23 protein-coding genes and 2 pseudogenes are annotated in these 25456 nt (G+C 68.0%); 9 read left to right on the forward strand and 16 right to left on the reverse strand.

Annotation, left to right across the window (positions count from 1 at the left end; genetic code table 11):
* Positions 1-76 precede the first annotated feature (76 nt).
* The 3 genes from OG306_RS39680 to OG306_RS39690 form a co-directional block, all read right to left on the reverse strand.
* The gene (locus OG306_RS39680) at positions 77-1111 is read right to left on the reverse strand and encodes an ABC transporter permease (protein ID WP_266751604.1); all 1035 of its coding nucleotides are present in this window, start codon (positions 1109-1111) and stop codon (positions 77-79) included.
* Positions 1108-2703 (reverse strand): sugar ABC transporter ATP-binding protein, encoded by a 1596-nt coding sequence (locus OG306_RS39685; RefSeq protein ID WP_266751605.1) that lies wholly within the window; start codon positions 2701-2703, stop codon positions 1108-1110. The genes OG306_RS39680 and OG306_RS39685 overlap by 4 nt, the downstream gene beginning before the upstream one ends.
* Before the next feature lie 116 nt (positions 2704-2819).
* On the reverse strand, positions 2820-3860 hold the full coding sequence (locus OG306_RS39690; RefSeq protein WP_371666190.1) for a substrate-binding domain-containing protein: 1041 nt from the start codon (positions 3858-3860) through the stop codon (positions 2820-2822).
* A 326-nt stretch (positions 3861-4186) separates the two neighbouring features.
* Here OG306_RS39690 and OG306_RS39695 point away from each other — a divergent pair, with 326 nt between their 5' ends.
* The 5 genes from OG306_RS39695 to OG306_RS39715 are packed head-to-tail and all read left to right on the forward strand — an operon-like array spanning position 4187 to position 9286.
* Complete coding sequence (locus OG306_RS39695) at positions 4187-5947, forward strand: IlvD/Edd family dehydratase (protein ID WP_266904204.1); 1761 nt, start codon at positions 4187-4189, stop codon at positions 5945-5947.
* Between the two features lie 9 nt (positions 5948-5956).
* Positions 5957-6901 (forward strand): dihydrodipicolinate synthase family protein, encoded by a 945-nt coding sequence (locus OG306_RS39700; RefSeq protein WP_266751610.1) that lies wholly within the window; start codon positions 5957-5959, stop codon positions 6899-6901.
* A complete protein-coding gene (locus tag OG306_RS39705; protein ID WP_266904202.1) occupies positions 6898-7851 on the forward strand; it encodes a sugar kinase in 954 nt (317 codons plus the stop codon). Before OG306_RS39700 ends, OG306_RS39705 begins: the two co-directional genes overlap by 4 nt.
* Before the next feature lie 50 nt (positions 7852-7901).
* Positions 7902-8522: a bifunctional 4-hydroxy-2-oxoglutarate aldolase/2-dehydro-3-deoxy-phosphogluconate aldolase gene (locus OG306_RS39710; protein ID WP_266751614.1), complete on the forward strand. Its 621-nt coding sequence runs from the start codon at positions 7902-7904 to the stop codon at positions 8520-8522.
* An 11-nt stretch (positions 8523-8533) separates the two neighbouring features.
* Positions 8534-9286 (forward strand): FadR/GntR family transcriptional regulator, encoded by a 753-nt coding sequence (locus OG306_RS39715; protein ID WP_266751615.1) that lies wholly within the window; start codon positions 8534-8536, stop codon positions 9284-9286.
* A 502-nt stretch (positions 9287-9788) separates the two neighbouring features.
* Here OG306_RS39715 and OG306_RS39720 read toward each other — a convergent pair.
* The 6 genes from OG306_RS39720 to OG306_RS39745 form a co-directional block, all read right to left on the reverse strand.
* A complete protein-coding gene (locus OG306_RS39720; protein ID WP_266751617.1) occupies positions 9789-11678 on the reverse strand; it encodes a phosphocholine-specific phospholipase C in 1890 nt (629 codons plus the stop codon).
* A gap of 4 nt (positions 11679-11682) precedes the next feature.
* Positions 11683-12372, reverse strand: a complete 690-nt coding sequence (locus tag OG306_RS39725) for an HAD family hydrolase (RefSeq protein ID WP_266751619.1) — start codon at positions 12370-12372, stop codon at positions 11683-11685.
* 133 nt (positions 12373-12505) lie between these two features.
* Positions 12506-13642: an ABC transporter ATP-binding protein gene (locus OG306_RS39730; RefSeq protein WP_371666191.1), complete on the reverse strand. Its 1137-nt coding sequence runs from the start codon at positions 13640-13642 to the stop codon at positions 12506-12508.
* Positions 13639-14466, reverse strand: coding sequence for an ABC transporter permease (locus OG306_RS39735; RefSeq protein WP_266751622.1), 828 nt, complete (start codon positions 14464-14466; stop codon positions 13639-13641). The genes OG306_RS39730 and OG306_RS39735 overlap by 4 nt, the downstream gene beginning before the upstream one ends.
* Entirely contained in the window at positions 14454-15386 is a 933-nt protein-coding gene (locus tag OG306_RS39740) for an ABC transporter permease (protein WP_371666192.1), read from the reverse strand. Before OG306_RS39740 ends, OG306_RS39735 begins: the two co-directional genes overlap by 13 nt.
* Complete coding sequence (locus OG306_RS39745; protein ID WP_371666310.1) at positions 15383-16543, reverse strand: ABC transporter substrate-binding protein; 1161 nt, start codon at positions 16541-16543, stop codon at positions 15383-15385. Before OG306_RS39745 ends, OG306_RS39740 begins: the two co-directional genes overlap by 4 nt.
* A gap of 214 nt (positions 16544-16757) precedes the next feature.
* Between OG306_RS39745 and OG306_RS39750 the strand changes: the two genes are divergently transcribed.
* The gene (locus tag OG306_RS39750) at positions 16758-17516 is read left to right on the forward strand and encodes a GntR family transcriptional regulator (protein WP_266751623.1); all 759 of its coding nucleotides are present in this window, start codon (positions 16758-16760) and stop codon (positions 17514-17516) included.
* 448 nt (positions 17517-17964) lie between these two features.
* Here the strand turns inward: OG306_RS39750 and OG306_RS39755 are convergent, their stop codons facing one another.
* Together OG306_RS39755 and OG306_RS39760 are read right to left on the reverse strand one after the other, a co-directional pair.
* Positions 17965-18429 (reverse strand): RidA family protein, encoded by a 465-nt coding sequence (locus OG306_RS39755; RefSeq protein ID WP_266904192.1) that lies wholly within the window; start codon positions 18427-18429, stop codon positions 17965-17967.
* A gap of 73 nt (positions 18430-18502) precedes the next feature.
* Entirely contained in the window at positions 18503-19618 is a 1116-nt protein-coding gene (locus OG306_RS39760; protein ID WP_266751627.1) for an alanine racemase, read from the reverse strand.
* Between the two features lie 240 nt (positions 19619-19858).
* Here OG306_RS39760 and OG306_RS39765 point away from each other — a divergent pair, with 240 nt between their 5' ends.
* The gene (locus tag OG306_RS39765) at positions 19859-20452 is read left to right on the forward strand and encodes a cupin domain-containing protein (protein WP_371666193.1); all 594 of its coding nucleotides are present in this window, start codon (positions 19859-19861) and stop codon (positions 20450-20452) included.
* Positions 20453-20488: 36 nt separating this feature from the next.
* Here the strand turns inward: OG306_RS39765 and OG306_RS39770 are convergent.
* From OG306_RS39770 to OG306_RS39785, 4 genes and pseudogenes are all read right to left on the reverse strand, one after another.
* Positions 20489-21174, reverse strand: a pseudogene (locus tag OG306_RS39770) (IS5 family transposase); the annotation flags it as partial.
* Positions 21175-21190: 16 nt separating this feature from the next.
* Entirely contained in the window at positions 21191-22195 is a 1005-nt protein-coding gene (locus OG306_RS39775; RefSeq protein WP_266745038.1) for an IS3 family transposase, read from the reverse strand.
* 20 nt (positions 22196-22215) lie between these two features.
* The gene (locus OG306_RS39780; RefSeq protein ID WP_266745039.1) at positions 22216-22599 is read right to left on the reverse strand and encodes a hypothetical protein; all 384 of its coding nucleotides are present in this window, start codon (positions 22597-22599) and stop codon (positions 22216-22218) included.
* 79 nt (positions 22600-22678) lie between these two features.
* Positions 22679-22852: pseudogene (locus OG306_RS39785) on the reverse strand (transposase); the annotation flags it as partial.
* 319 nt (positions 22853-23171) lie between these two features.
* Here OG306_RS39785 and OG306_RS39790 point away from each other — a divergent pair.
* The gene (locus tag OG306_RS39790) at positions 23172-23555 is read left to right on the forward strand and encodes a hypothetical protein (RefSeq protein ID WP_266745039.1); all 384 of its coding nucleotides are present in this window, start codon (positions 23172-23174) and stop codon (positions 23553-23555) included.
* 20 nt (positions 23556-23575) lie between these two features.
* Positions 23576-24580 (forward strand): IS3 family transposase, encoded by a 1005-nt coding sequence (locus OG306_RS39795; protein ID WP_266745038.1) that lies wholly within the window; start codon positions 23576-23578, stop codon positions 24578-24580.
* 116 nt (positions 24581-24696) lie between these two features.
* On the opposite strand, the gene OG306_RS39800 is transcribed toward OG306_RS39795, so the two are convergent.
* Positions 24697-25443 (reverse strand): vWA domain-containing protein, encoded by a 747-nt coding sequence (locus tag OG306_RS39800; protein ID WP_371665020.1) that lies wholly within the window; start codon positions 25441-25443, stop codon positions 24697-24699.
* Positions 25444-25456 lie beyond the last annotated feature (13 nt).

Raw genomic sequence — 25456 nt, forward strand, 5'->3', positions numbered from 1 at the left:
GGGGCTTCCTCCTCCCTTCGCGAGGACCGAGGTGAATCCTGGGGGGCGGGCGGCCGGCGCGGCTTCGCCGGGTTGGTCAGCCGGGAAGCCCCACCGCGCGTTCGCCGCTGCGGCGTTGCTGGATGACGACGGCGATGACCAGGAGGGCTCCCTGGGCGACGTTCTGCCAGAAGGAGTTGATGCCCTGGACGGTGAGTCCGTTCTCCAGGGCCCCGAGGAGGGCGACGGCCAGGAGGGTGCCGCCGATGCCTCCCTTGCCGCCCTTGAGTGCCGCGCCGCCGAGTGCCGCGGCGGTGATCGCCTTGAGTTCGAGGCCCTCGCTGCCGGACGTGGGCTGGCCGGACCCGGTGCGGGCAGTGAGAAGGATGCCGGCGATGGCGGCGACGACGCCGATCAGCGCGTAGACGAAGATCAGGTACTTGTTGATGTTGATGCCGGCGAGGCGGGCGGCGGTGTCGTTGCCGCCGATGGCGTAGATGTTGCGGCCGATGTCGGTGTAGCGGAGCAGGAGATGAACGGCCAGGGCGACGACGACGAGGATCCAGACCATGACGGGCAGACCGGCGATCTTCCCGCGGCCGAGGAAGATGAAGATGTCGTCGTTGAGGACGTACCCCTGGGCCCGTCCGTCGGACAGGAGTTGGGCGAGGCCCTTGTAGGCGGCGAGACCGGCCAGGGTGGCGATGGTGGGATTGACCCGGCCGTACACGATGACCAGACCGTTCAGGGCGCCGATGAGCAGGCCGACCGCGACGGCGGCCGCCATGCCGAGAAAGGCGTTGGTTCCGGTACTGGTGAAGACCATCGCGCTGACCACGGAGGCCACACCGGCCTGCGAGCCGACGGAGATATCGAGCCCTCCGCAGATGATCACCACGGTCTGCACGATGGCGAGCAGGCCCGTGATGGTGGCCGCCTCGGCGATCACCTGCATGTTCGACATGCTGAGGTAGTTGTCGTTGAGCGCCCCGAACAGCACGAGGACGACGACGAGCGCACCGACGAGGCTGATGTTTTGTCCGCTGATACGGGCGAGCAGCTTCGGCCGGAAGGCGGCAGGAACCTCCGACGGCCCCTTGACGGCCGGGGAGGGAGGGCTGGTGAGGGTCATGAGGTGGCTCCGGGGGTGCTGACGCCGATGATGTCGTGGGCCATCGCGAGGGCGAGGATGGATTCTTCGGTGGCTTCGTCGTGGCTGAGTTCGCCGGTGATGCGTCCTTGCTGCATGACGACCACACGGTCGGCGAGACCGAGGAGCTCGGGCAGCTCCGAGGAGATGACGAGGACGGCGACGCCCTCGGCGGCGAGGTCGGCGATGATCTGGTAGATCTCGGCCTTGGCGCCGACGTCGATGCCGCGGGTCGGCTCGTCGAGGATCAGCACCTTGGGTTTGTGCGCCAGCCACCGGGCGAGGACGACCTTCTGCTGGTTGCCGCCGGACAGCTTGCGTACTTCGTGATCGGCCGAGGGTGTACGCACTCTGAGCCGGTCGGTGTAGTGCTGGGCGAGCTCCCGCTCGGCGGTGCGGCGTACGAAGCGGAAGCGTCGCAGCCGGTCGAGGACCACCAGCGAGATGTTGGCCCGGACGGACTGCTGCAGGAACAGCGCCTGTGCCTTGCGTTCCTCCGGCGCGAGCCCCAGGCCGGCCCGGATCACCGCGCCGGGCCGGCCGCTTGGCAGGGGGACGCCGTCAACGGTGGCGTTGCCGCTGTGGACGGGCTGATCGCCGGCCAGAGCCAGGGCCAGTTCGGAACGCCCTGCTCCGATCAGGCCGGCCAGGCCGACGACTTCGCCGGCATGGACCTGGAGCGAGATGTCGTGCACGTCGTCGGTGGTGAGGTTCCTGACGTCGAGAACGAGGCGGTCGGTTTCCACGCGCTGTCGTACGAACATGGCGGACAGGTCGCGCCCCACCATCAGGCGTACGAGGGCCGCTTCGTTCGTCGTGCTCGCCTCCTGCACGCCGACCAAGGTGCCGTCGCGCAGCACGGCGATACGGTCGGCGAGCTGGAAGATCTCCTGCATGCGGTGCGAGACGTAGACGATCGCGATGCCCTCGTCGCGCAGCCTCCGGATCAGGGCGAACAGGGCCTCCACCTCGTGCTCGGCCAGGGAGGAGGTGGGTTCGTCGAAGGCGATCAGCTTCGCGGTCGTGCTGCCGGTGAGGGCGCGCATGATCTCGACCAGTTGGCGTTGGGCCGGGGTCAGCTGTGAGCCGAGGAGGTCCGGGTCCAGCACGTCGGCGAAGCCGAGCCGGGCCAGGTCCGCATCGATCCGGCGGCGCAGTTCGGCTCGGTCGAATCGTCTGCCGGCCTTGCGCGGCAGCGCGCCGGCGTAGACGTTCTCCGCGACCGAGATGTGCGGGATGATCTCGGGTTCCTGCGGAATGATCCGGATGCCCGCCGCCCGCGCCCTGGCCGGGGAGTCGAGCACCACCGCTTCGTCGCCGAGGACGACGTTTCCCTCGGTCGGCTGGTGGTCCCCGGTGAGGATCTTGAGCAGGGTCGACTTGCCCGCTCCGTTCTCGCCCATGAGCGCGGTGACCTGCCCGCGCGGGAAGTCGAGCGTGACGCCGCCGAGCGCCCGCACCGCTCCGAACCGTTTGGTGACGTCCGCGATGCCGAGGGACGGGGACGCCGGTGCTGTGGTGGGCTGTGTCGTGGAAGGGCCCCGGCCGGGGGGCGGTTGGGAGGCTCTGGTCATGTTTCGGTTCACCTCGAAGGCATGGCGCGCGGTGTGGTCATGGGTGTGGGGCCGGTCTGCGGGACTGCCGTCGGCCCGCGGCGTCAGCGGCGGGGGCAGCCGCGGGCCGGAACGGTTCAGCTGCAGGTGAGGCCGGAGTCCTTCCAGGAGGAGGCGTCGACCATCGTGGTGGGGGCGAAGGCCTCCTGCGGGAAGGCCTTGCCGTTCTTGAGCTTGTCGTACATGGTCTGGACGGCCAGGGCGCCGACATCCTTGCCGTTGATGAAGAGGGCCGCCTTCATGCCGCTCTTCTTGTCGGACTGCCACTCCTTGCAGGCGAGGTAGGCGCCGAGGCCGACGCCGATGACGTGGTCGGGGCCGATGCCAGCGTTCTGCAGGGCGGTCACACCGCCCATGGCGTTCTCGTCGTTGCAGCCCCAGACGACCCAGTTCTTCACCTTGGAGTTCGCGGTGATCGTCGCGGCGATCTTGTCCTGGGCACCGGTGGGGGTGTTGTCGGTGGCCACGTTGATGGTCTTCACGCCGGGCACCGCGGCGTCGAAGGCCTTCCTGGCGGCGTTGACCCGGTCGCCGCAGACGGTGACGTCCTGCTTCCAGGCCGAGATGACCCGTGTGTCGGCGGCCTTCCAGCCGGCCTTCTCGTACTCGGAGGCGGCACGCTTTCCGACCTCGCCGCCCATCTGCGCGCCGCTGAACCCGATCCGGGGAACCAGGCCGTCCTTGCCGCAGGAGGCCGGGGCAGGGCCGTTGGTGCAGATCTGGTCGTCCGAGGTGAGCAGGGCGACGTTGCCGTCCTTCGCGGTCTGGACAACCTGCGGCCCCACGGCCGGGTCGGGGACGACGATGATGATGCCCTTGGTCTTCTGCGCGACGGCGGACTGCACCTCACTGACCGTCTTGTTGGCGTCATTGCCCAGATTGACCACCTTGAGATCGATGCCGAGTTCCTCGGCCTTCGCCTTGGCACCGGCGGCCTCGCCCACGAAGTACTCCTGATCGCCCTGCTTCTGCAGATAGGTGAGGGAGATCTTGCCGTCGGCCTTCCCGACCGCGTCGCCGCCCGAGGACTCCTTGCCCGAGGAGCATGCCGTGGTGAGAGCGAGGGTGAGCAGCAGTCCGGTGGCGACGGCGATGCGCCGACGGGACGAAGTATTCATGGGGAACTCCTTCTGAGCCGGCCGCGACCGTCGCGTATCGCGCTGCCGGGGTCGAGTGGTGAGAACGGGTGGGGTGGTGACGGGTCGCGTCGGCACGTTCCGTCGGCTGAGCGGCCGGCCGCACGCGGAAGGGCTTGCTCCGCCCATCGACCTGCGTCCACGAACTACCCCTCCGGCGCCGGGGACCGACCTCTTCCGGCCCATCCACACGCGATCGTCATTTGATAGCATCATTAAAATCCGTCGGCAGGGCAAGCCCCTGCACGGTCACAGCGCGGTCTCGGGCGTCAGCCCCTCGTCGCCGCACCCCCATCGGAGGGCCACCCATGACAGAGCCAGAGACACCGTCAGCCGCAGATCCCGCCACGGGCGGAGCGGGGCTCAGGAGCCGTGCGTGGTTCGGCGACGGGGGTAAGAACGGTTTCATCGCCCGCCACCACCTGCGGGCCATGGGGCGCGGAGGTCACAACTTCGACGGCCGCCCGGTCGTCGGCATCTGCAATACGTTCTCCGAACTGACGCCGTGCAACGGACACCTGCAGATCCTCGCCGACGCCGTGAAGCGCGGTGTGCTGCAGGCGGGCGGCTTCCCCCTGGAATTTCCCGCGATGTCTCTCGGCGAACCGTTCCTGCGGCCGACGTCGATGCTCTACCGCAACCTGGCCGCCATGGAGATCGAGGAGCAGATCCGGGCCAATCCGATCGACGCCGTCGTGCTGCTCACCGGGTGCGACAAGACGACGCCGGCGGCTCTGATGGGCGCGGCCAGCGCGGGCGTACCCGCCATCGTCCTCACAGGCGGCCCCATGCTCAACGGCCGGTTCAAGGGCCGGAACGTGGGATCCGGCACCGACATCTGGCGGATGACGGAGGAGTTGCGCGCCGGGACGATCTCGCAGGAGGAGTTCACCGAGTTCGAGTCGTCCCTGAACCGTTCCGCGGGTCACTGCATGACCATGGGCACGGCCTCCACCATGGCCTGCCTGACGGAGGCCCTGGGCATGATGCTGCCCGGTGGTTCCGGGCTGCCGGCCGTGGACGCCCGGCGTGGCACGCTGGCAGAAGAAACCGGCGCACGGGCCGTGGCGCTCGCGGGGAGCGATCTCACCCCGCGGCGCATCATGACGCGGGCGGCCTTCGAGAACGCGGTCCGGATCAACGCGGCGATCGGCGGGTCCACCAACGCGGTGGTGCACCTGCTCGCCCTGGCCGGACGGCTGGGGGTGCCCCTGGAACTCGACGACTTCGACCGCCTGGGCGCCGAACTTCCCCTGCTCATCGACCTGATGCCCTCCGGGCGTTTCCTGATGGAGGAGTTCGCCTACGCCGGAGGACTGCCGGCGCTCGTCAACGACCTGCGGGACGCTCTGCACCAGGACACGGTGACGGTCACCGGCCTTTCCCTGACGGCCAATTGCGTGGGTGCGCAGGTGTACGACCGCGACGTCATCCGGGCCTTCGACAACCCGGTGCTGCCCGCGGGACGGGGGACGGCCGTGGTTCGCGGCAGCCTCGCCCCGGACGGTGCCGTCATCAAGCTGTCGGCCGCCGCGCCGCACCTGCTGGACCACACCGGCCCCGCTCTCGTCTTCAACTCCATCGAGGACTACCTCGCCGTTGCCGAGGACCCCTCACTCGATGTCCGCGCCGAGACGGTGCTCATCGTGCGCAACACCGGCCCGCGCGGTTACCCGGGCATGCCCGAGGTGGGCAACCTGCCGCTGCCGAAGAGGCTGCTGGACGCCGGGATCAGGGACATGGTGCGGGTATCCGATGCCCGCATGTCCGGAACGGCCTTCGGAACGTGCGTTCTGCACGTGGCGCCGGAGGCGGCGGTCGGCGGTCCGCTGGCGTTCGTCCGCACCGGCGACCAAGTCAGGCTCGACGTCCCCGGCCGACGGCTCGACGTGCTGATCGACGAGACCGAGATGGACCGGCGGCGCTCCGCGTGGCAGCGGCCGAAACCGCCCGTCACCCGTGGCTGGACCTACCTCTACACCGAACACGTCACCCAGGCCGACACCGGCGCCGACCTCGACTTTCTCGTCGGCGCGACCGACTCGCCCCCGCCCCGCCAAGCCTTCTGAGGAATCGACATGTCCGCACCTGTCCACAAGGATCTCGACACGCTGGTCCGCGGCGTCTCGCCCGTCCTGGAAGTCCCGTTCCACGATGACGGAGAGCTCGACCCCGACGGGTTCACCACGGTGGTGGACCGGGTACTCGCGGCTAGGGTCGGTTCGCTGATGTTCCCGGGCTTCGCGAGCGAGTTCCACAAACTCGACCCAGAGGAGAGGGCACTGCTCACTGGGCTTCTCCTGCGGCGGACCCGGCAGCGCCACGATGTGGCCGCCATCGTCTCCGTGCCGGACCACGCCACCCGGTCCGCGGTCCGCCAAGCGCTCCGGGCCGCCGAACTCGGGGCCGACGCCGTCAACCTGCTCCCGCCGCACTTCCTCGCGCCCTCCAAGGATGCCGTCACGGCCCATCTGCGCGAGGTACTCACCGCCGTCGATCCACTGCCCGTTGTGGTGCAGTACGCCCCGGCGCAGACCGGAACGGCGCTGGACGCACCCACCCTGCACCGGCTGGCCGCCGAGCACCCCAATCTGCGCTGGGTCAAGGTCGAGTCCGCCCCGCCGGGCCGGCTGATCGCGGCTCTGGCCGCCGGGCCACGTCCGCTGCCCTCGCTGGTCGGCTACGCCGGTCTGCAACTGCCGGACGCCCTGCGGCGCGGGGCGGTCGGCGTGCAGCCGGGCTGCTCCTTCACCGAGCTGTACGTCGAACTCTGGGAGCGCTGGGAGCGCGGCGACGAGGCCGAGGCCGTCGCCCTGCACACCCGGATGCTGCCCTACCTCTCGTACTGGATGCAGAACGTGGAGCTGATCATCGCCGTGGAGAAGGAGATCTCCGTGCGCCGTGGCTGGTTCGCGTCCGCGCACTGCCGGGTGCCGGGATACCTGCTGGACGAGGAGGAGCTGAGAATGATCGACCGCTTCTGCGCGGAGTTCGCCACCCTGGTACCGGAGCTTGCTCGATGAGCGCCGAAGTCGTCGTGTGCGGCGAGACCATGCTCCTGATGCTGGCCGAACCAGGGGTGCCGCTGGTACACGCGCTCTCGTTCCGCCGCTCCATCGCGGGCGCCGAGAGCAATGTGGCGGCGGGCCTGGCCCGGCTCGGACATGGCGTCCGCTGGCTCGGCCGCGTCGGTGACGATCCGGCGGGGCGGGCCGTGCTGGCCCAACTGCGCGCGCAGGGCGTGGACACCTCGTACGCGGTGACGGACCCCGAGGCTCCGACCGGGGTCCTCATACGTGACAGTCACCCTGCGCGCGCGATCGACGTGCAGTACCTGCGTGCGGGTTCGGCCGCGTCCCGGCTGTCGCCACACGAACTGGAGCCCCACATGTTCGAGGGGGCACGACTGGTACACATCACCGGGATCACCCCGATGCTGTCGGCCTCGGCGAACCGGGCGACATGGCGTCTGGTCGAACTGGCCCGAGCCGCCGGAGCGGTCCTCTCGTTCGATCCGAACATCCGCCACAAGCTCGGCTCACCGGACCGCTGGCGCGAGGTCATCAGTCCGCTGCTGGCCCACGCGGACGTGGTGCTGGCAGGCGAGGACGAACTGGAGCTACTGGGCGTTCCAGACCCGGCCTCCCTTCTGGGGATGGGCCCTGGAACGATCGTCGTCAAACACCGCGACAAATCAGCGACCTGTCTCATGCGCGAAGCAAAAGCGTGCCGCCAGCCCGCCTTCCAAGTCCCGGTCGCCGACCCCGTGGGAGCGGGAGACGCCTTTGCCGCAGGCTTCCTCTCCGGCCTGCTGCACGGTCACGGCCCGGATCAGTGCCTGCGCCAAGCCGCCGCTGTCGCGGCACTGGTAGTCCAATGCCCAACCGACACGGACGGCCTGCCCGACCGCGTCGGCCTCGACCGCGCCCTGGCTGCCCTCACCAGCACCAGCGGCGAAACCGTCATCCGCTGACGCCACCCACCGGCGGCGCACCACTTCAGGAGCAGGAGAGTACGAACATCATGTACCAATGGGAGACCACCCAGGCCGTCACCGCACAGCGCGTGTTCGGCATCATCCGCACCGCAGGACCGAAGCAAGCCGTCGCCGCAGCGGAAGCCGTGCTGAACGCCGGACTGCACGCCGTAGAGATCGCCCTCACCACCCCACGTGCCCTCACCGCCCTGGCCCGCCTCGCCGAGACCCACCCTGATGCGCTGCTCGGCGCGGGCACCGTCATCGACACGGCCGCCGCACGCGCCGCCGTCGAAGCGGGCGCCCGCTTCCTCGTGTCACCGAGCCTCCACCCGGAGGTCATCCGCACCGGCCACCGCTACGGAGTCCCGGTCTTCCCCGGCGTCGCGACACCCACCGATATGGTGCGCGCCCTGGAAGAAGGTGCTGACGCGCTCAAGCTCTTCCCGGCCTCGGCCGTCTCACCCTCCTGGCTGCGCGATGTGCGTGCCGCGCTCCCCCAGGCGCCGGTGCTACCCACGGGAGGTGTGACAATCGACAACGCGCCGGAATGGATAGCCGCAGGTGCAGTGGCCTGCGGCATGGGCTCGGCCCTGACATCGGGGGGTGCCCGCAGCGCCGGTGAACGGGTGAGCACACTCCTGCGCACACTCGCCGAGGCTCGTTGACAAGGAGTAGCGTGGAACTGCACGGGCTGCATGGTCAGGTGGTCGAGCGGATCGGGGAATCCCTCGCCGCGCAGGAGATCCGTGCTGGCCAGGTTCTCCGTCTCGAAGACGTACAGGACCGGTACGGAGTCTCCCGAACCGTGGCACGCGAGGCCGTCCGGGTCCTGGAGTCGAAGCGGATCGTCACCAGCCGGCCCCGTGTGGGCATCACCGTGCGGCCGATGGCCGAATGGAACCTCTACGACCCCCAGGTCATCCGATGGCGGTTGGCCTCCCCCTTCCGCAGCGCGCAGCTGCGCGAACTCACCGAACTGCGGGCCGCCGTGGAACCGTGTGCCGCTGCCCTCGCGGCAGTGGGCGCTTCGCCTGACACCCGCAATACGCTCGTCGAACTCGCCCGGACGATGGAGAGCATCGCCCATACCGATGACACCCAGGGCTTCATAGCGGCAGACCTGGCCTTTCACCGAGCTCTGCTCAACGCGTCGGGAAACGGCATGTTCGCCCAGCTCTCCGAAGTCACCGAGGAACTGCTTGTTGCCCGCCGCGACCTTCCTCTGATGCCGGACCACGTGGACACGGACGCAGTACGCCGCCATACAGAGGTGGCCGAGGCCATCGCCGAGGGACGCCCGGACGACGCCGCGCAGTGCGTCCGCGCGATCGTCGACTCCGCCCACCGCGAGGTAGAACAACTACTGGAAGGGGGCGCACACTGCGCGCTCAGCAGTCGCCCCATGCCCGAACGTGGTGACGCCACTTGACCGATCGCGGCCCCACCGGTCACCAGTTATGTGTTCGCTCATCGTCACAGCTCCTCACGGGACGCTCCGGTACGGCGGCGCCGGTCTCCTCGGCGTGGTCGCGGTAGTTGAGGCCGATGCACACCACCTTGCCAGGACGGGCGACCGGTGGGCCGATGGGCAGCCCTGTGGCGTCCAGGACGGGTAGCGTGCCGGCCCGCAGGGCCGTTGGGACCCGCTCGATGCCGCACGATGCCCGCGCCCCTGGCAGCTTGGTTCGTATGCTGTGGTGCCTGCCGCTGCGGTGTCGGAGGGGCGGGCACCACAGGGTCCGTCAGGTCGGCAGGAGTGCCGTGGTGCATGAGTCACATACGAGCACAGTACCCGTCTCGGCGTGTTCGAACCGGTGCTGCCGGATGGGGCGGCTCCTCGGATGCGGGGCGGGGTGCGGCGGCTCTCTGCCAGGCGGTGCTTGCCGAGGACGCAACCTGCTGGACGAGCAGAGCGTGCTGGAATCAACGGATCACGAGACATCAGCCGTAATCGTGTTCGGGGCCGCGTGTACTGTCCCCGCGTACCGCCGGGCGAAGCCCGTGCCTCCGTCCGCCGTGACGGTCATGTCGTACCGCCCGCTGTCCGTGGGCCAGTTCAGGACCGCCTTCTCGCGCGGGCCGAGCAGTTGCGTGTGTTCCGTGCCGCCGAAGTCGTTCGGGGCGACGGTGAAGCACACCTCCGAACCACCGTCGTTGGCCAGCAGCAACTCGACCGAGGCGTTCTCCGGCTTGCCGCCCCGCAGGACCCCTGTCACCCGAGGAGCGGCAGCGTCGTTCTGATCAACTCCGGTCACCGTTCCGGCGAATCGGCAGACGAAGCCGTCGGCGCCGTGAACGGTGAAGTCGTAGCGCCCGTCCGTGCGTACGGCATCCCACACGTAGGTGGCAGTGCTGCGCGGCGCGACAGTGAACGGCGTACCGGCGAACGGCCGCGCGATGTTCGGGAACACCGTGAAGTGGAAGGAGACCGTTCCTTCGTTGGCGAGTGTGCAGGTGACCTTGCCGGTGGCGCGGTCCACAGCGACGTCGGCCCATGGGCGGTACGGCAGCGCCCGGTGAGGACGCGCACCGCCCGGTTCCTGTGTCGGCATGACCTGTGTGCCCGGTGCCGGGAGCTCCACCGGTGGCAGTTCCATCGCCGCGTCGGCCTGCTCCACCAGCGCCCGGGTGTCCGGCAGTGCGGGGATCGAGAAGTCGGGCAGGGCGAAGTCGAAGCAACTGGTGAGGTCGCCGCATACGGCGCGACGCCACTCCGAGATGTTGGGTTCCCGCACGCCGGTGACGACTTCCAGGAAGCGCAGGACGGAGGTGTGGTCGAAGACCTGGGAATTGACCCAGCTGCCGCGCGACCACGGTGATATCACCCACAGGGGTACGCGGTTGCCCAGCCCGATCGGCTGCCCGTCCACGAACTCCTCGGGGGTCGCGGCGGGCGGGGACGGCGGCACCATGTGGTCGAAGTAGCCGTCGTTCTCGTCGTACATGACGAGGAAGACGGTGTGCCGCCACACGTCCGGGTTGGCGAAGACTGACTGAAGGGCGGTGTTGACCCAGTGGGCGCCGTAAGCGGGGCTGGCGGTCGGGTGTTCGCAGAACAGATACGGAGAGACCAGCCAGGACACTGTCGGCAACGTGCCGTCCTTGCAGTGGGCGTCGAACGCCGACAGGTCCCACTTCGTCATCGCATTGATGTAGCGCGGGTCGTCCTTGTCGAAGGTGTGGAACCGGGCGAAGTACTCCAGGGCGTTGTCCTCGTAGTTGCCGTGGCGCTCGTCCAGTCCGGGAGTGTGGTAAACGCGCCAGGTGACGTTGGCGGCCGACAAGCGTTCTGCGTAGGTGGTCCAGTCGCAGACCGGGTTGTCGGGAAGCGGGGTGTTGTCGATCCACGGGCCGGTCGTGCCGTCCCGGCCCGGGCCGACGGTGCCGGTCCACAGGTAGAGGCGGTTGGGACTGGTGGGTCCGGCCATTGAGCAGAAGTAGGCGTCGCAGAGTGTGAACGCGTCGGCCAGCGCGTACTGGTAGGGAATGTCCTCACGGGTGAGGTAGCCCATGCTCTGCTCACCCTTGGCCGATGTCCAGCGGTTCATCGCGCCGTTGTTGTTGGCATCGTGACCGGATTCCCAGTCGTGCGGCAGGCCGTCGGCGTTCTGCGCGTTGAACTTCGTGGAGTCCATCCGGTAGGGCAGCAGGAAGCCGCCGTCGGTCCGGGAGAGGGCGGGCTGACGGAAGACGCTGTCGCCGTTCGGGAACGTCAGAGCCTGACGGTCGTCGAACCCGCGCACGCCGTTCAGCGTGCCGAAGTAGTGGTCGAAACTGCGGTTCTCCTGCATGAGGATCACGACGTGGCGGATGTCGTCCATGGAGTCAGTTCCTTTCCGCGGACGTGAACAGGGATACGAGCATGGTCACATCGGCCCGCTCCAGGGAGTCGAGGACCGTCCGCCGTGCTGCGGACGGGATCGGTACGGTGGAGGGCACGGCCAGCACCATGCACCCGGCGGCCTCGGCCGCGGCGACACCCGTGGGCGTGTCTTCGACGACTACGCAGGCGCGCGGATCGACGCCGAGGGCTGCGGCCGCGGCGAGGTACGGATCAGGCGCCGGCTTGGTGTGGACCGTGTCCTCGACGGCGATTGTCAACGCGAACCGCTCCTCGCCCAGGGCCTTGCGCACGAGGTCGACGACATGGCGCGGCGACGCGGAGACGATCGCCGTGGGGACCCCGGCCGCGGCCAGTTCGTCCAGCAGGCGCAGCGCGCCCGGTCGCGGGACGACCTCGCAGGCGACTCGGGCGGCGAACGCCGCATCCAGTTCGATGGCGAGCACGTCAGGGGCGGGGACCGCCGGCCCGCCGGTGCGGTGCAGGTGATCTGCGGTGTGTGCGGCCGGCCGGCCCAGCACATGATGCGTGTCGGCGTCGGTCAGCTGCCGCCCGATCCCGTCTGCCACCTGTTCCACGGCCGCCCACCACAGCCTCTCGGTGTCGACGAGTGTGCCGTCCATGTCGAACAGCACGGCAGCGGGAAGGCCGGGTGTGGCCCTGCGATGGTTCATGAGGAGTTTCTCCGGTGCGTGGCGAACGGGCGGAAGCGGAGGCTCTCTGCGTCGAAGGCCGGACAGGTCGGTTGGTTCGGTCTGAAACGACGGCTTCGTACGGCGTGGTCGGATCGAGAATCGGCCGGAGCCGTCAGCTTCCATTGCGACCGCCGTTTCCCCAGCTGTGGCGATCCACCAGCACCGGGCGGTCCGGAAGGGTCAGCGTCACCTTCGCACCGACGGGGAGTCCGGCCGTCGAGTGAGTCGCCACGTCCGCCATCACCTCCGCGCCTCCGGCCAGCCGTACGGTCAGCCTCGTCGTCGCGCCCAGGAATGTCGCGCCCACGACCTGGGACGTGCCATCGCCATCCGCCGTGACCCCGATCGCTTCCGGGCGTACCAGTACGTCCACGTCGCCACTTCCACCGTCGGTCCCGACGGGGCCTGGTAGCGTCCCGTGGACCGGTAGCGTGCGGCCGAACGCGCCCACGGTCGTGCCGTCCGCCCCCGGCCGGGCCGGTATCCGGCTCATCACCCCCACGAAATTGGCGACGAACGCGGTCGCAGGGCGTTCGTACAGCTCTGCCGGAGGCGCGCACTGCTCCAGTCTCCCGGAGCGCATCACGGCGACCCGGTCGGCCATGGAGAGGGCCTCCTCCTGGTCGTGTGTCACGAACAGCGTCGTGATGCCCAGTTGTTGTTGGAGGCGACGGATCTCCTCGCGCAGCGTCAGCCGCACCTGAGCGTCGAGCGCGGACAGCGGTTCGTCGAGCAGCAGTACGCGTGGCCGCAGTGCCAGAGCCCGGGCCAGCGCGATGCGCTGCTGCTGGCCTCCGGAGAGCTGGCGCGGGAAGCGGGCGGCGTGGTTCGCCAGCCCGACCAGCTCCAGAAGTTCCGCGGCGCGGGCCCGCCGCGCGGCTTTGCCCGTCCCGCTCATCCGCAGCCCGAAGGCGACGTTGTCGATGGCTGTCATGTGCGGAAAGAGGCTGTACGACTGGAACACCATGCCCGCTTCGCGGCGGTGTGCGGGAACATGCGTGATGTCCTCGCCGTCCACGAGCACTTTGCCCGTGTCGGGCCGCTCGAAGCCGGCGACCGTGCGCAAGGCGGTGGTCTTTCCGCAGCCGGACGGGCCGAGCAGTGCCAGGAGTTCGCCGGGGCGGACTTCAAGGTCCAGTCCGTCCAGCGCCGTCGTGGTGCCGAAGGTGCGGCGCAGCCCACGGAACTCCACGGTTGAACCGGCCCGCGTCGGCCTGACGGTTTCGGGATCGGTGAGAAGGTCGGTCATGAGTTCTCCTTGGGGCGGCGAGTACGTCCGGCGGCGCTGATCATCAGCAGCAGCATCCAGGTGACGAGGAGGCCGACCATCGAGACGGCCACCGACATCTGCGCCTGCGAGCCGCTGGTGGCGACGATCCACACGGCGAACGGCTGATAGCCGAGGACCGCGGCGACGGTGTACTCGCCGAGGACGAGTGCGAGGGTCAGGAACGCCGTGTTGAGCAGGGCCCCGCGAAGGTTGGGCAGCACGACATGGATGAGGGTGCGCGGCCACGGCGCCCCGCAGGACCGTGCAGCCTCGACGAGCACGCGCAGGTCGATGGCGGCGAACCCGGCGTCGAGTGTGCGGTACGCCAGCGGCAGCGCCATCAGCGTGTAGGCGAGCACCAGAACCATGGGGAACTGCGGGTTCTGGAGCGCGACCATGGCTTGGAAGAGCGGGGTGCCGGCAAAGTGGTCCGGTCCCCAGCGCAGCACCGCGCTGATTCCGGCGACCAGGGCGACAGCGGGTACGACCAGCGGCAGCATGCACACGATCTCGACGAGTGTGCGTAGACGCGGCGCGGCCAGCCGCACCGTGACCAAGGCGGGCACCAGCAGCACCAGAACCAGCGCGATGGTGGCCGCGGCCAGTTTCAGGGTCAGAGTGAGGCTGTCGGTGAAGCCGTCGGCACCGAAGATGCCGGTGTAGGCCTCGAAGCTCAGGGCCTGGCGGGGGGCGCCGATTCCGATGCTGAAGGCGATGGCGCATGCGATTGGGACGAGGAAGTACGCACCGGTGAGCAGCAGTACGGCGCTGCGCCCGTATCCGGTCCTGTTCAAGCGAGCCATCGTGTGCTCCTACGCTGCAACGGCACCTGGACGGCCATGACAAGCCCCGCGACCAGCACCATGTCGACGCCGAGCGCCAGGGCGACGTTGTCCTGGCCGACCAGGACGTTGCCGGACAGCGCGTCCGCGATCTGCATGGTGACCAGCGGTACCGAGCTGCCGACCATCGCGGCGGCCGTCGCGTACGCACTGAACGCGGTGCCGAACAGCAAGACATAGCCGCCGAGCAGCGATGGCATGAGAATCGGCAGGGCGACGTGCATCCAGTACCGGAAGGTGCTTGCGCCGTTGTTGTGGGCGGCCTCGCGCCACTGCCGCCGCAGTCCCTCCAGAGCGGGGGCGAGCGTGAGGACCATGAGCGGAATCAGGAAGTAGAGGTAGACCAGGGTCAGGCCCCAGAAGCTGTACAGATTCCAGCCGTGGCCGAGCAGGTGGAAGCGGGTCGTCAGCACCCCGGCGTTGCCGAGCGTCGCCACGAAAGCGAACGCGAGTGGCACACCGCCGAAGTTCGCCAGAACGCCCGCCCCGGCCAGGACCGCCTCGCGCAGCGCGCGGAATCGCGAGGTCACGACCGCGTGGGCGACCGGCAGACCGACGACCGCGGCGATCAGCGCGGAGACGGCGGAGAGCTTGACGCTTCCGATGAGCGCGGTCAGGTAGGGGCCGTGCAGTGAGGCGCTCATGTTTGCGCCGGTGAAGCGGGCCCCGCCGGGCACAGTTTCGGGCGTCGTGAGCGCGCCGAACACCATCGTCCCGGCGGGCAGGCCGAACACCAAGGCGGCGAAGAGGAGCAGCGGCACGGCACCCAGCCAGCCTGCCGAGCGAGGAAGGCGCCACCGCCGGGCGGCACCCGCACGAGTACTGCTTCCGGAGGAGCGGGTCGGGTTGTCGCCTCTGGCGACTGTTTGGAGGGTACTCATACGCCGGCGCCCCGGCCCCAGCCCTGGACGACGTCCTGCTTGGCCTTGCTGACCTGATCCTCCGTCGGGAAGGCGGTCTTGCCGCCGGGTGCCTGCGGGAGCTTGGCGGCGACGGTGGTGTCGAGCGTGCCGGCCTTCTGCATCGAGGGCATCAGCACGGGGCGGGCGTGGCCCTTGACCCACAGGTTCTGGCCTTCGGGGCTGTAGAGGAACTCCTGCCACAAGCGGGCAGCGGCCGGGTGCGGTGCCCACTTCACGATGGCCTGCGAGTAGTACTGGGCGTACACGCCGTCGGCCGGGACGCTCACCTTCCAGTCGACGCCCTTGGCGCGGAGTTCGTCGACGTATCCGGCGTTGAGGTAGTCCCAGTTGATGCTGATCGGCGTCTCACCCTTCTGGATGGTCGCAGGGCTCGACTCGACAGGGTTGAAGTTGCCGGAATTCTTCAGGCGGGCGAAGAAGTCCAGGCCGGGCTTGATGTCGTCGAAGGAGCCCTTGTTGGCGAGTGCCGCCGCGTATACGGCACCGAAGGCCGAGCCGGACTTCGTCGGATTGCCGGTCAGCGCGATCTGGCCCTTGTACTGCGGATCGAGCAGGTCGGCGAAGGTCTTGGGGCACTTCTTGACGCGGGCCGCGTCACAACCGATCGAGACGTAGCCGCCGAAGTCGTTGTACCAGCGTGCCTGAGCGTCCTTCTGCTCCTGCGGGATCTGGTCGAAGGCTGAGACGCGGTACTGCGCCAGCAGGTTCTGCTGGGCCGCGCTGATGGCGAAGGCGCTGCCCACGTCGATGACGTCCGGAGACCGGTCCTGTCCCTTGCGGGAGGTGACTGCGGCGATCTCGTCCTGGCTGGAGGCGTCGGGGTTCTCGACCTCGACCTTGATCCCGTACTTCTTCTCGAAGGTGTCGATGATCTCGCCGTAGTTCGCCCAGTCCCGAGGAAGGGCGATGGCGTTCAACTTGCCCTCCTTCTTCGCGGCTGCGACGAGAGTGTCGAGACCGCCGGCATCCTGTGCCGAGACGGCGGTCGCGGCCTTGCTCCCGCTATTGCTTGCCCCATCTGCGCTGGTCAGGCCGCATGCGCTGAGTCCCAGCGCGGCCGCGGCAAGGACACAGAAAAGGCCTGCCGAGGGAAAGCGGTGCAGTCTCAATGGAATCTCCCAGTGGAATAAGTTGGCTGTACAACTTGACTCATTACCTCGGGAGGCGGTGTACGGATGATGAACGCCGGCGAACGCGCGGAGAAGCCTCTCGGGAAGAGATCGCGGGCTGTGCGGCGGGAGGGGCCTGATCGGTGAGCCACGTTCGGGAGCGGATAGGCTCACGTTCCACAGCAGCGGCGATGGGCGGCTGAGGGAGAAGGAGAGCGGAATGGCGGTCGCGGGGGGCGGCACCACCGGAGCCCGGTACCGGCGGCTGGCGGCTGACCTGCGCGAGGCCATAGTTGCCGGCACCTACGGGTCGGACGGCCGGCTGCCCAGCGAGGAGAAGCTCGCCCAGCAGTACGGCGTCTCACGCGGCACCGTCCGTCAGGCACTGGCCGTGCTGCGCGCCAACGGCCTGGTCACTTCCCGACGTGGCACGCGCCGCGTCGTGCTCGGCACCGCACGTACGCAGAGTTTTTTCGAGTTGCTGAGTTTCACCCGATGGGCACGCTCGCTCGGAGAGGAACCGGGCAGCCGCACGATCGACATCGAACGCCGTCCCGCAGAACCGTTGGAATGCGAGCAGCTCAGCCTCGCTCCGGGGTCGCAGATATACCGGGTGCTCCGGCTGCGGACACTGTCGCGTGTTCCAATCATGGTCGAGAGGACTCTCTACCCCGAGCGGATCGGCGCCCTGATCAAGCGCCTGGATCCCCACGCGATCTCGCACACCGATCCACTGGCGGAGGAGGGAGTGGTGTTCGCGGACACGGAACACACCATTGACCTCGTCTACGCCGATGCCAACGACACGCGCCTCCTCGGCTGTGCTCCGGACGCGCCGCTGATGCGGGAGCGGCGGCGGGCCACGGACCAGGCGGGCAGGCCGTTGATGTGGTCGGACGACCGCTTTCTGCCGGGCACGATTGCTTTCACGGTGCACAACTCAGTGGCGACGACGGCGCTGTCGCGCCGACGCGGCTGAGCTGACTGGCCGTCATTGCCGTCGTTGGCCGTGCGAGGGTGGTCGGCTCATGTCCGGTGGCGACCGGCGAACTGGGAGCAGCCTCGGCGCACGCGATCCGATGCCCCGGTCCAAGGATGCACAGACGGTACAACGGGCGGGCAACCATCCCGTCACATACTTACCGGGAACTGGCTGAACGCTCAAGCAACGGCATTGCGGCGGCCCCGCAAGTGACGCCCGCGACAGCGGACGGCAGGATTGTCTGCGATGTGCACCGGAGGTATCGCCTTCCGGACCTGGCGTCATCGCGGGAGGGCGACACGTCTCCCGCACGGCAGAATTGGGCGTGATCACGTCGCGCGCCGCGGAAGCGTCAGACGGCGGAGGTTGCCTCGCCATGGTGCCCGCTCGGGCTTTCCCTGGCGGGCGTTCAGGTCGGCACAGCTCCGCCGCCTGGCTGGCGGTGTCAGTCCATGAGCTCGACCTGGAGCTCGACCGCGACCGGAGCGTCCAGTGGGAGGACGGTGACTCCGAGGGCGCTGCGGGCATGGATGCCCTTGTCGTCGAGGACTTCCCCGAGCAGCTCGCTGGCGCCGTTGATGACGCCGGGCTGGCCGGTGAAGTTCGGTGCGGAGGCGACGAATCCGACGACCTTGACGGCGCGCTTGATGCGGTCCAGATCACCGGCGACCGACTTCACCGCCGCTGGGGTGTTCAGCGCACAGGTACGGGCCAGGTCCTTGGCCTGCTCCGGGGAGATTTCGGCACCGACCTTGCCGGTGAGCGGCAGCTTGCCGTCGATCAGGGGGAGCTGTCCGGAGGTGTGGACGTAGCGTTCCGACTGGATGGCCGGGACGTATGCGGCGAGCGGTGCGGCGACCGCCGGCAGAGTCAGACCCATCGACTCGATCTTCTTCTCAGTGTTGTGCATGTCTGCATCCCCTTGAAGGGCCCCTGCTGGGGCTCACGATGTGAGTCCGCGGAGTGGGACTTCGTCATCACGGTCATCGGAACTGGGGGTGCCACTCGTCGTGGTTGTGGCCTTCGTCGTCGACCACGGCAATGTCGGGCCACCGGTCGAAGGCGGAGCACGGGTGGGAGATCCCGAGGTCGACGGTGTCGCCTACCCGCAGACCGCGTGCGTCCGTGAGGATCAGGTGGTGGTCGTAGATGTGGGCTGCCGTGGCCTTGGCGGCCGGTCGCGGCGCTCCTTGTGCGTCGTAGGCGCTGATGAGCACTGGTAGCCCCGCGTCGTAGGGCAGTTCACGTTTCCCGGCGCCGACGATGACCCGTCCTGGTTCTGGCGTGGAGAGCACGACCGCCCGGACGGTCAGTGCTGCGCTCAGCTCTGGCAGAGGGGAGACGTGTTCGTACGTGCCGTGGTCATGGGTGACGTAGCAGCCCGATCGCAGGACGGGCAACATAGGCAGAGCACGTTGTTGCTTCATGAGCTCTGACAGGGCGTCAACGACGCGGTCGGGGAAGGCGGAGCCGCCCATGCTGAAGATGGGCTGTGGGGTCTGGAACAGCGGTGTCAGGCTGCGGAAGACCGCGATCGCTTCCTGGCAGTGCGCGTCGACGTCCGCCAGTGTGGCGGAGTCCCGGAGGTTGGGCCGGACGCCCTCGTAGCCCGCGACGCCGGCCAGGAGGAGTCCAGGTGACGCCTGGGCGGCCGTGCCGAGTTCATACGCTGCGGCGGGCTCCCGCACCCCGGTCCGGCCTCCGTCCGCACCGACGTCGATGAGGACGCGCAGGGGATTGGGCGCGCCTTCCATGGCCGACCGGGCGAGGTCCAGCCCGGCCATGGAGTCCACGAAGCAGTAGAGCTCCAGCCCCGGTGTCTCGTCGAGCCATTGCCGCACGAGGGTGAGGTCAAGGCGGTGGATCACCTCGTTGGCGATGATCATGTGCCGTACGCCCCAGTCCAGGGCTATGCCGGCCTGCCTCACGGTGGCCACCGTGACGCCCCATGCGCCAGCAGCCATCTGCCGCTCGACGATGGGGCGCGTCATGGTGGTCTTGATGTGCGGGCACAGCGCGACGCCTTGATCTCGGCACCAGGCCGCCATCAGCTGGACGTTGTGCTCCATCGCGCGCAGGTTGAGCCGGAGCTCGGGCATCTCACGAGTTCGGCCTCTGCCTGGTGGCGTGCCGTGATCCATTGGTCCTCCAGATCGCCGGGATCGCCGGCGATGTCGTGCGGTACTCGGCTCACAGGGCGATGGCTGCCGTCCTGGCCTGGCGATGAAAGCAGACGCATTGCGGGAGTGGCATGTATATGCGACGGAGCATAGATTATATGCGACGAAGGTTGCAAACACTATGCTGGATGGCGCGTTGCATTTACTAGAGGAGAGCCTGTGTCCACCGACGATCACGCGCCCGCATCACCCGCGCCTCCGCGCAATGACGGAATCGGCCAGCACCTCCGCCGAGAGCGCCTGGAGCGGGGCTTCACGCTGGAGAAGCTGGCGGAGAAGACGGGCTTGTCCCGCAGCTATCTCAGCAACGTTGAGCGTGACGTGAACAGCCCGACGATCAATACGCTGCGCACGATCGTCGACGCCCTCGGTACGACGCTCAGCCAGCTGTTCCATGCGATCGACCGCGAGCGCCGTGTGCTCACGCGTCCCGATCAACGCGTTGAGCTCACTCGGGCGGGCGTGGAAGGGGTTACGTACACCCTTCTCAATCCCAAGCACGGTGGCAAGCTCGAAATGATGACACTGGAGGTGGCCCCAGGAGCATCCTCCGGGGACAACCTGCACAGCCATAGCGGCGAGGAGGTCGGTCTCCTTTTGAGCGGGGAGCTGGATTACTGGGTCGACGGCGTGCGCTACCGCCTGCAACCCGGCGACTGCGTCAGCTTCGACTCCTCTGTGCCGCACCGATACAGCAACCCGGGTGATGTCCCAGCAGTCTGCGTCTGGTCAGAGACCCCACCGGGCTTCTGAGAGGGCGTTTGATGTAGACGAATTGCCGCTTATGCCCTAGTAGGTTCCTCGCCAGGTTGGTGTGGTCTCGTCCGTTATGCGCTTGGTGAGGTTGTCGATCGAGGCGACGTGAATCATGGCTTCGGAGCTGGTGGTGAGGGTCTCGTAGTCGCGGGCGAGGCGTCGGTGCATCATGAGCCAGCCGATGCTCCGCTCTACTACCCAGCGCCTTTTCACGACGTGAAAGCCGCGAACTCCGGGGTTTCTGTTGACGATTTCGACGTCGATTTCGAGTTCCGCGCCGTGCTCGACAACGGCCTTCTTGAAGCCGGTGTCGACCCAGCTCTTGGCGATGGTCGGGTACGTCTTCTTGGCCTGGTCGAGGAGGCGTATTCCCAGGACGTTTTCGGAGAGGCTGGCGGCGGTGACGGTCACGGCGAGGCTCAGGCCGATCGTGTCGGTGAGGATGCTCGCTTCCGGCCGACGATCTTCTTGGCGGCGTCCGTCCCCTGGCTGGTCACGGGCACATTGGTGGAGGTTTTGATGCTCTGAGTGTCGATGACGGAGCCTGTGGGTTCAGGCTTGCGGCCTTCCTTCACGCGAGCCAGTGCGGTGAGGTCGTAATTGAGCTGGGTGAAGATTCCCTCGTCGCGCCAGGCTGCGTAGTAGGCGTAGACGGTGCCGTGGCTCGGGAAGTCGTGCGGGACGTATTTCCAGGGGATTCCGGAAGATTTCAAGTCCAGTGAGACGGTCGTGACGCTATGAGGTTTGTGGTGCGGGTTCCCTGCGTTTGGCCGGGTCGTTGATCCAGGCCGTCTGGGGTATCTCGGGTGGTCTGGGGCGGCGGCCGAAGCGTTCGGGGTGGCGGGCGTATGCCTCGGCGAGGGTGACCGCGCGCTGGTCACGGACCTCCTCGGCGGTCCCGAAGTGGACGGAGGCGGGTGTGTGCCAGCCGATACCCGAGTGCCGGTGCTCATGGTTGTAATACGCGAAGAACGCGTCGAACCACTCGCGGGCGTGGGCCAGCGAATTGAACCGTTCGGGATAGTCCGACATGTACTTCGTGGTCTTGAACTGGGCCTCGCTGTAAGGGTTGTCGTTGGAGACCTTCGGCCTCGAGTGCGACCGCGTCACGCCCAGATCGATCAGTAGTTGGGAGACCTTCTTCGACGTCATCGAGGTGCCGCGGTCCGCGTGCACGGTCTGGGGCACGATGCCGTTGCGGGCGATGGTCTCGCGGATCAGCTCCTCGGCCCGCACAGCTGATTCGGCTCGCTCGACGGTGTGGCCGACGATGTACCGGCTGAAGATATCGATGATCACGTAGGCGTGATACCAGACGCCCTTGACCGGTCCGGCCGCCTTGGTGATGTCCCAGGTGAACACCTGCGACGGGCCGGTGGCGACCAGCTCGGGCACCGCCTTGGCGGGATGGGTGGCCTGCCGTCGGCGCTCACCGGACTGATCCTGCTCGCGCAGGATCCGGTACATCGTCGAGACGGAGCAGTGATAGCGCCCGGCATCCAGCTCGCGGGCCCAGATCTGCGCAGGCGCCAGCTCGGCGTACTCGTCGCCGTTCATCAACTCCAGTACCGCAGACCGCTCTTCGGCCGTCAGGGCCGACGGCTGCACCTGCGGGGTACGTGTTCTGCGCGGTGGTGCCGGCCGGAGCCGACGGTAATGCGTGGCGCGGGAGCGGCCGGTCAGCCGACAGGCGGCCGTGATGCCCAGCTGAACCTCGACGCCGGTGAACGCCTCGTCCACGACAGGGTCGGCGGCAGGCTTCAGTCCGCGCTCTCGGAGATCATTTCCAAGAGCGCGGAGGCTTTTCCCATCACCTCGAGTGCGGCCTTGTTCCGTGCCAGGTCCTTCTGCAACCGCTCTACCTGCTGTCGCAGCTTTTCGTTCTCCACCTCCGCGGCGGACTTCTTCGCCCGGGCGGGGCTGGTCCGGCGGTCGACCAGGTTTTCCAGGGCCCCGGCATCCCGGGCGGCCCGCCACTCCTTGACATGCGAGTGGTAGAGGCGTTCCCGGCGCAGGACCGCGCCCTTCTCGTTCCTGGGCGCGGCGTCGTACTCGGCGACGATCCGCATTTTGTACTCCGAGGTGAAGGTACGGCGCTTCGGCCTCGGTGCCGGGTCGGACCCGACGGGCTCTGTACTGGGCATAAGGGACGGTTCTCCTGTCGTGCCCTCTCAGGCTAACCCCGCAGAACGGGATGTCTCACCCAAGGCTGACAGAGAGGGTTCCGGTGCGGTTTACGTAGAGGATCGCGTTGAACACGTCGCGGAGTTCGACTTTCGCCGGCTGTCCGGTGGGGCGACGGTCGAGCCGGACTTTCCGCTATGCCGTCAGGGTCGGCTCGATCAGGGCCCATCGGGCGTCGGACAGGTCGCTCGGGTACGGCTTGCGCTGGCTCACGCCGTAGCGTTGCCACGAGAAGGCCGGAAGGTACCGTTCCGCTGTTCAGCCGGGGGGTGCGCTCGCCGAACTGGCCTCCACGTGGGTGCTCCCGCGCTCCTGGCGCCTGCTCGGCAGGCCGGGCAGGCATTGGTCCACAGCGGCCTCGCTGGGCAGCGGGCCGCTGTCTATCCGGTCCTTGACCATGACTGGCACATGGAGGAGCTGTACGAGTCGTTCGCTGTTCAGGCATTCGCCGAACCCCTCTCTGTCAGCCTTGGGTGAGACATCCCGTTCTGCGGGGTTAGCCTGAGAGGGCACGACAGGAGAACCGTCCCTTATGCCCAGTACAGAGCCCGTCGGGTCCGACCCGGCACCGAGGCCGAAGCGCCGTACCTTCACCTCGGAGTACAAAATGCGGATCGTCGCCGAGTACGACGCCGCGCCCAGGAACGAGAAGGGCGCGGTCCTGCGCCGGGAACGCCTCTACCACTCGCATGTCAAGGAGTGGCGGGCCGCCCGGGATGCCGGGGCCCTGGAAAACCTGGTCGACCGCCGGACCAGCCCCGCCCGGGCGAAGAAGTCCGCCGCGGAGGTGGAGAACGAAAAGCTGCGACAGCAGGTAGAGCGGTTGCAGAAGGACCTGGCACGGAACAAGGCCGCACTCGAGGTGATGGGAAAAGCCTCCGCGCTCTTGGAAATGATCTCCGAGAGCGCGGACTGAAGCCTGCCGCCGACCCTGTCGTGGACGAGGCGTTCACCGGCGTCGAGGTTCAGCTGGGCATCACGGCCGCCTGTCGGCTGACCGGCCGCTCCCGCGCCACGCATTACCGTCGGCTCCGGCCGGCACCACCGCGCAGAACACGTACCCCGCAGGTGCAGCCGTCGGCCCTGACGGCCGAAGAGCGGTCTGCGGTACTGGAGTTGATGAACGGCGACGAGTACGCCGAGCTGGCGCCTGCGCAGATCTGGGCCCGCGAGCTGGATGCCGGGCGCTATCACTGCTCCGTCTCGACGATGTACCGGATCCTGCGCGAGCAGGATCAGTCCGGTGAGCGCCGACGGCAGGCCACCCATCCCGCCAAGGCGGTGCCCGAGCTGGTCGCCACCGGCCCGTCGCAGGTGTTCACCTGGGACATCACCAAGGCGGCCGGACCGGTCAAGGGCGTCTGGTATCACGCCTACGTGATCATCGATATCTTCAGCCGGTACATCGTCGGCCACACCGTCGAGCGAGCCGAATCAGCTGTGCGGGCCGAGGAGCTGATCCGCGAGACCATCGCCCGCAACGGCATCGTGCCCCAGACCGTGCACGCGGACCGCGGCACCTCGATGACGTCGAAGAAGGTCTCCCAACTACTGATCGATCTGGGCGTGACGCGGTCGCACTCGAGGCCGAAGGTCTCCAACGACAACCCTTACAGCGAGGCCCAGTTCAAGACCACGAAGTACATGTCGGACTATCCCGAACGGTTCAATTCGCTGGCCCACGCCCGCGAGTGGTTCGACGCGTTCTTCGCGTATTACAACCATGAGCACCGGCACTCGGGTATCGGCTGGCACACACCCGCCTCCGTCCACTTCGGGACCGCCGAGGAGGTCCGTGACCAGCGCGCGGTCACCCTCGCCGAGGCATACGCCCGCCACCCCGAACGCTTCGGCCGCCGCCCCAGACCACCCGAGATACCCCAGACGGCCTGGATCAACGACCCGGCCAAACGCAGGGAACCCGCACCACAAACCTCATAGCGTCACGACCGTCTCACTGGACTTGAAATCTTCCGGACGGGCAATCACGTTAACGGGCTCTTTGGTGTGCCTGTGAACAGAGGCCAGCCGGTACGGGCTGGCGCCGTCCTGAGCGTTCACTGCACGATGTGGGCGGTGTGGGCGGCGGCCAGCCAGTCGGGGAATTCGTGGAGCAGCCGGTCGAAGAGCTGGTGGTCGCCAGTGGCCTTCGGGGTGCGGTCGGCGTGGAAGAAGCCGGCGTTGTCGACGACGCGGCAGGCCGGCACGGCGAGGGTATCCAGCCTCCGCAAGAACGCGAACTCGTTACTGTCGGGGTCACCGAAGCCAACGAACTGCCAGAACAGGGGGAGTCGTGCTGCCTTGCATAGGTAGCGTTCGGCGGCGAGCTTGCTGGTGGGCCCGCCGTCGGTCTGGAAGATGACCAGGGCCGGTGACCGGCTGCCGGACTCCATGTAGTGGTCGATGACCTCGTCCATGGCCCAGTGGTAGTTCGTGCGCCCCATATGACCGAGGTTCTCGTGCAGCTTGTTGATGCGGCCGCGGTGCCCGCCGAGCGTCAGGTCAGTGGACCCGTCGACATCCGTGGAGAAGAACACCACGGGCACGATCCCGTCGTCGTCGAGATGAGCCGACAGCGACAGGACCTGCTCGGCCAGATGCTGCATGGTCCCGTCCCGGTAGTAGGGCCGCATCGACCCGGACCGGTCCAGCACGAGGTACACCGCGGCCCGCACGCCCTCCAGCCCATGCCCGCGGATACTGTCGCCCGCGACCTTGTACAGGCTGACCAGGTCGGGCGCACGTTCTTGCACCTTGGACAGGCTGATAGCTGGTGCTCGCTGCATGCCGTTCGTCGCGGTCATCCCCTCATGGTGA

Origin of the sequence: Streptomyces sp. NBC_01241 (genome assembly GCF_041435435.1) — a bacterium.
Classification (GTDB): domain Bacteria; phylum Actinomycetota; class Actinomycetes; order Streptomycetales; family Streptomycetaceae; genus Streptomyces.

Coding starts and splice junctions, on each gene's coding strand:
- OG306_RS39680 (WP_266751604.1), bottom strand. CDS start 1,111: ATGACCCTCACCAGCCCTCCCTCCCCGGCCGTCAAGGGGCCGTCGGAG.
- OG306_RS39685 (WP_266751605.1), bottom strand. CDS start 2,703: ATGACCAGAGCCTCCCAACCGCCCCCCGGCCGGGGCCCTTCCACGACA.
- OG306_RS39690 (WP_371666190.1), bottom strand. CDS start 3,860: ATGAATACTTCGTCCCGTCGGCGCATCGCCGTCGCCACCGGACTGCTG.
- OG306_RS39695 (WP_266904204.1), top strand. CDS start 4,187: ATGACAGAGCCAGAGACACCGTCAGCCGCAGATCCCGCCACGGGCGGA.
- OG306_RS39700 (WP_266751610.1), top strand. CDS start 5,957: ATGTCCGCACCTGTCCACAAGGATCTCGACACGCTGGTCCGCGGCGTC.
- OG306_RS39705 (WP_266904202.1), top strand. CDS start 6,898: ATGAGCGCCGAAGTCGTCGTGTGCGGCGAGACCATGCTCCTGATGCTG.
- OG306_RS39710 (WP_266751614.1), top strand. CDS start 7,902: ATGTACCAATGGGAGACCACCCAGGCCGTCACCGCACAGCGCGTGTTC.
- OG306_RS39720 (WP_266751617.1), bottom strand. CDS start 11,678: ATGGACGACATCCGCCACGTCGTGATCCTCATGCAGGAGAACCGCAGT.
- OG306_RS39725 (WP_266751619.1), bottom strand. CDS start 12,372: ATGAACCATCGCAGGGCCACACCCGGCCTTCCCGCTGCCGTGCTGTTC.
- OG306_RS39730 (WP_371666191.1), bottom strand. CDS start 13,642: ATGACCGACCTTCTCACCGATCCCGAAACCGTCAGGCCGACGCGGGCC.
- OG306_RS39735 (WP_266751622.1), bottom strand. CDS start 14,466: ATGGCTCGCTTGAACAGGACCGGATACGGGCGCAGCGCCGTACTGCTG.
- OG306_RS39740 (WP_371666192.1), bottom strand. CDS start 15,386: ATGAGTACCCTCCAAACAGTCGCCAGAGGCGACAACCCGACCCGCTCC.
- OG306_RS39750 (WP_266751623.1), top strand. CDS start 16,758: ATGGCGGTCGCGGGGGGCGGCACCACCGGAGCCCGGTACCGGCGGCTG.
- OG306_RS39755 (WP_266904192.1), bottom strand. CDS start 18,429: ATGCACAACACTGAGAAGAAGATCGAGTCGATGGGTCTGACTCTGCCG.
- OG306_RS39760 (WP_266751627.1), bottom strand. CDS start 19,618: ATGCCCGAGCTCCGGCTCAACCTGCGCGCGATGGAGCACAACGTCCAG.
- OG306_RS39780 (WP_266745039.1), bottom strand. CDS start 22,599: ATGCCCAGTACAGAGCCCGTCGGGTCCGACCCGGCACCGAGGCCGAAG.
- OG306_RS39790 (WP_266745039.1), top strand. CDS start 23,172: ATGCCCAGTACAGAGCCCGTCGGGTCCGACCCGGCACCGAGGCCGAAG.
- OG306_RS39800 (WP_371665020.1), bottom strand. CDS start 25,443: ATGACCGCGACGAACGGCATGCAGCGAGCACCAGCTATCAGCCTGTCC.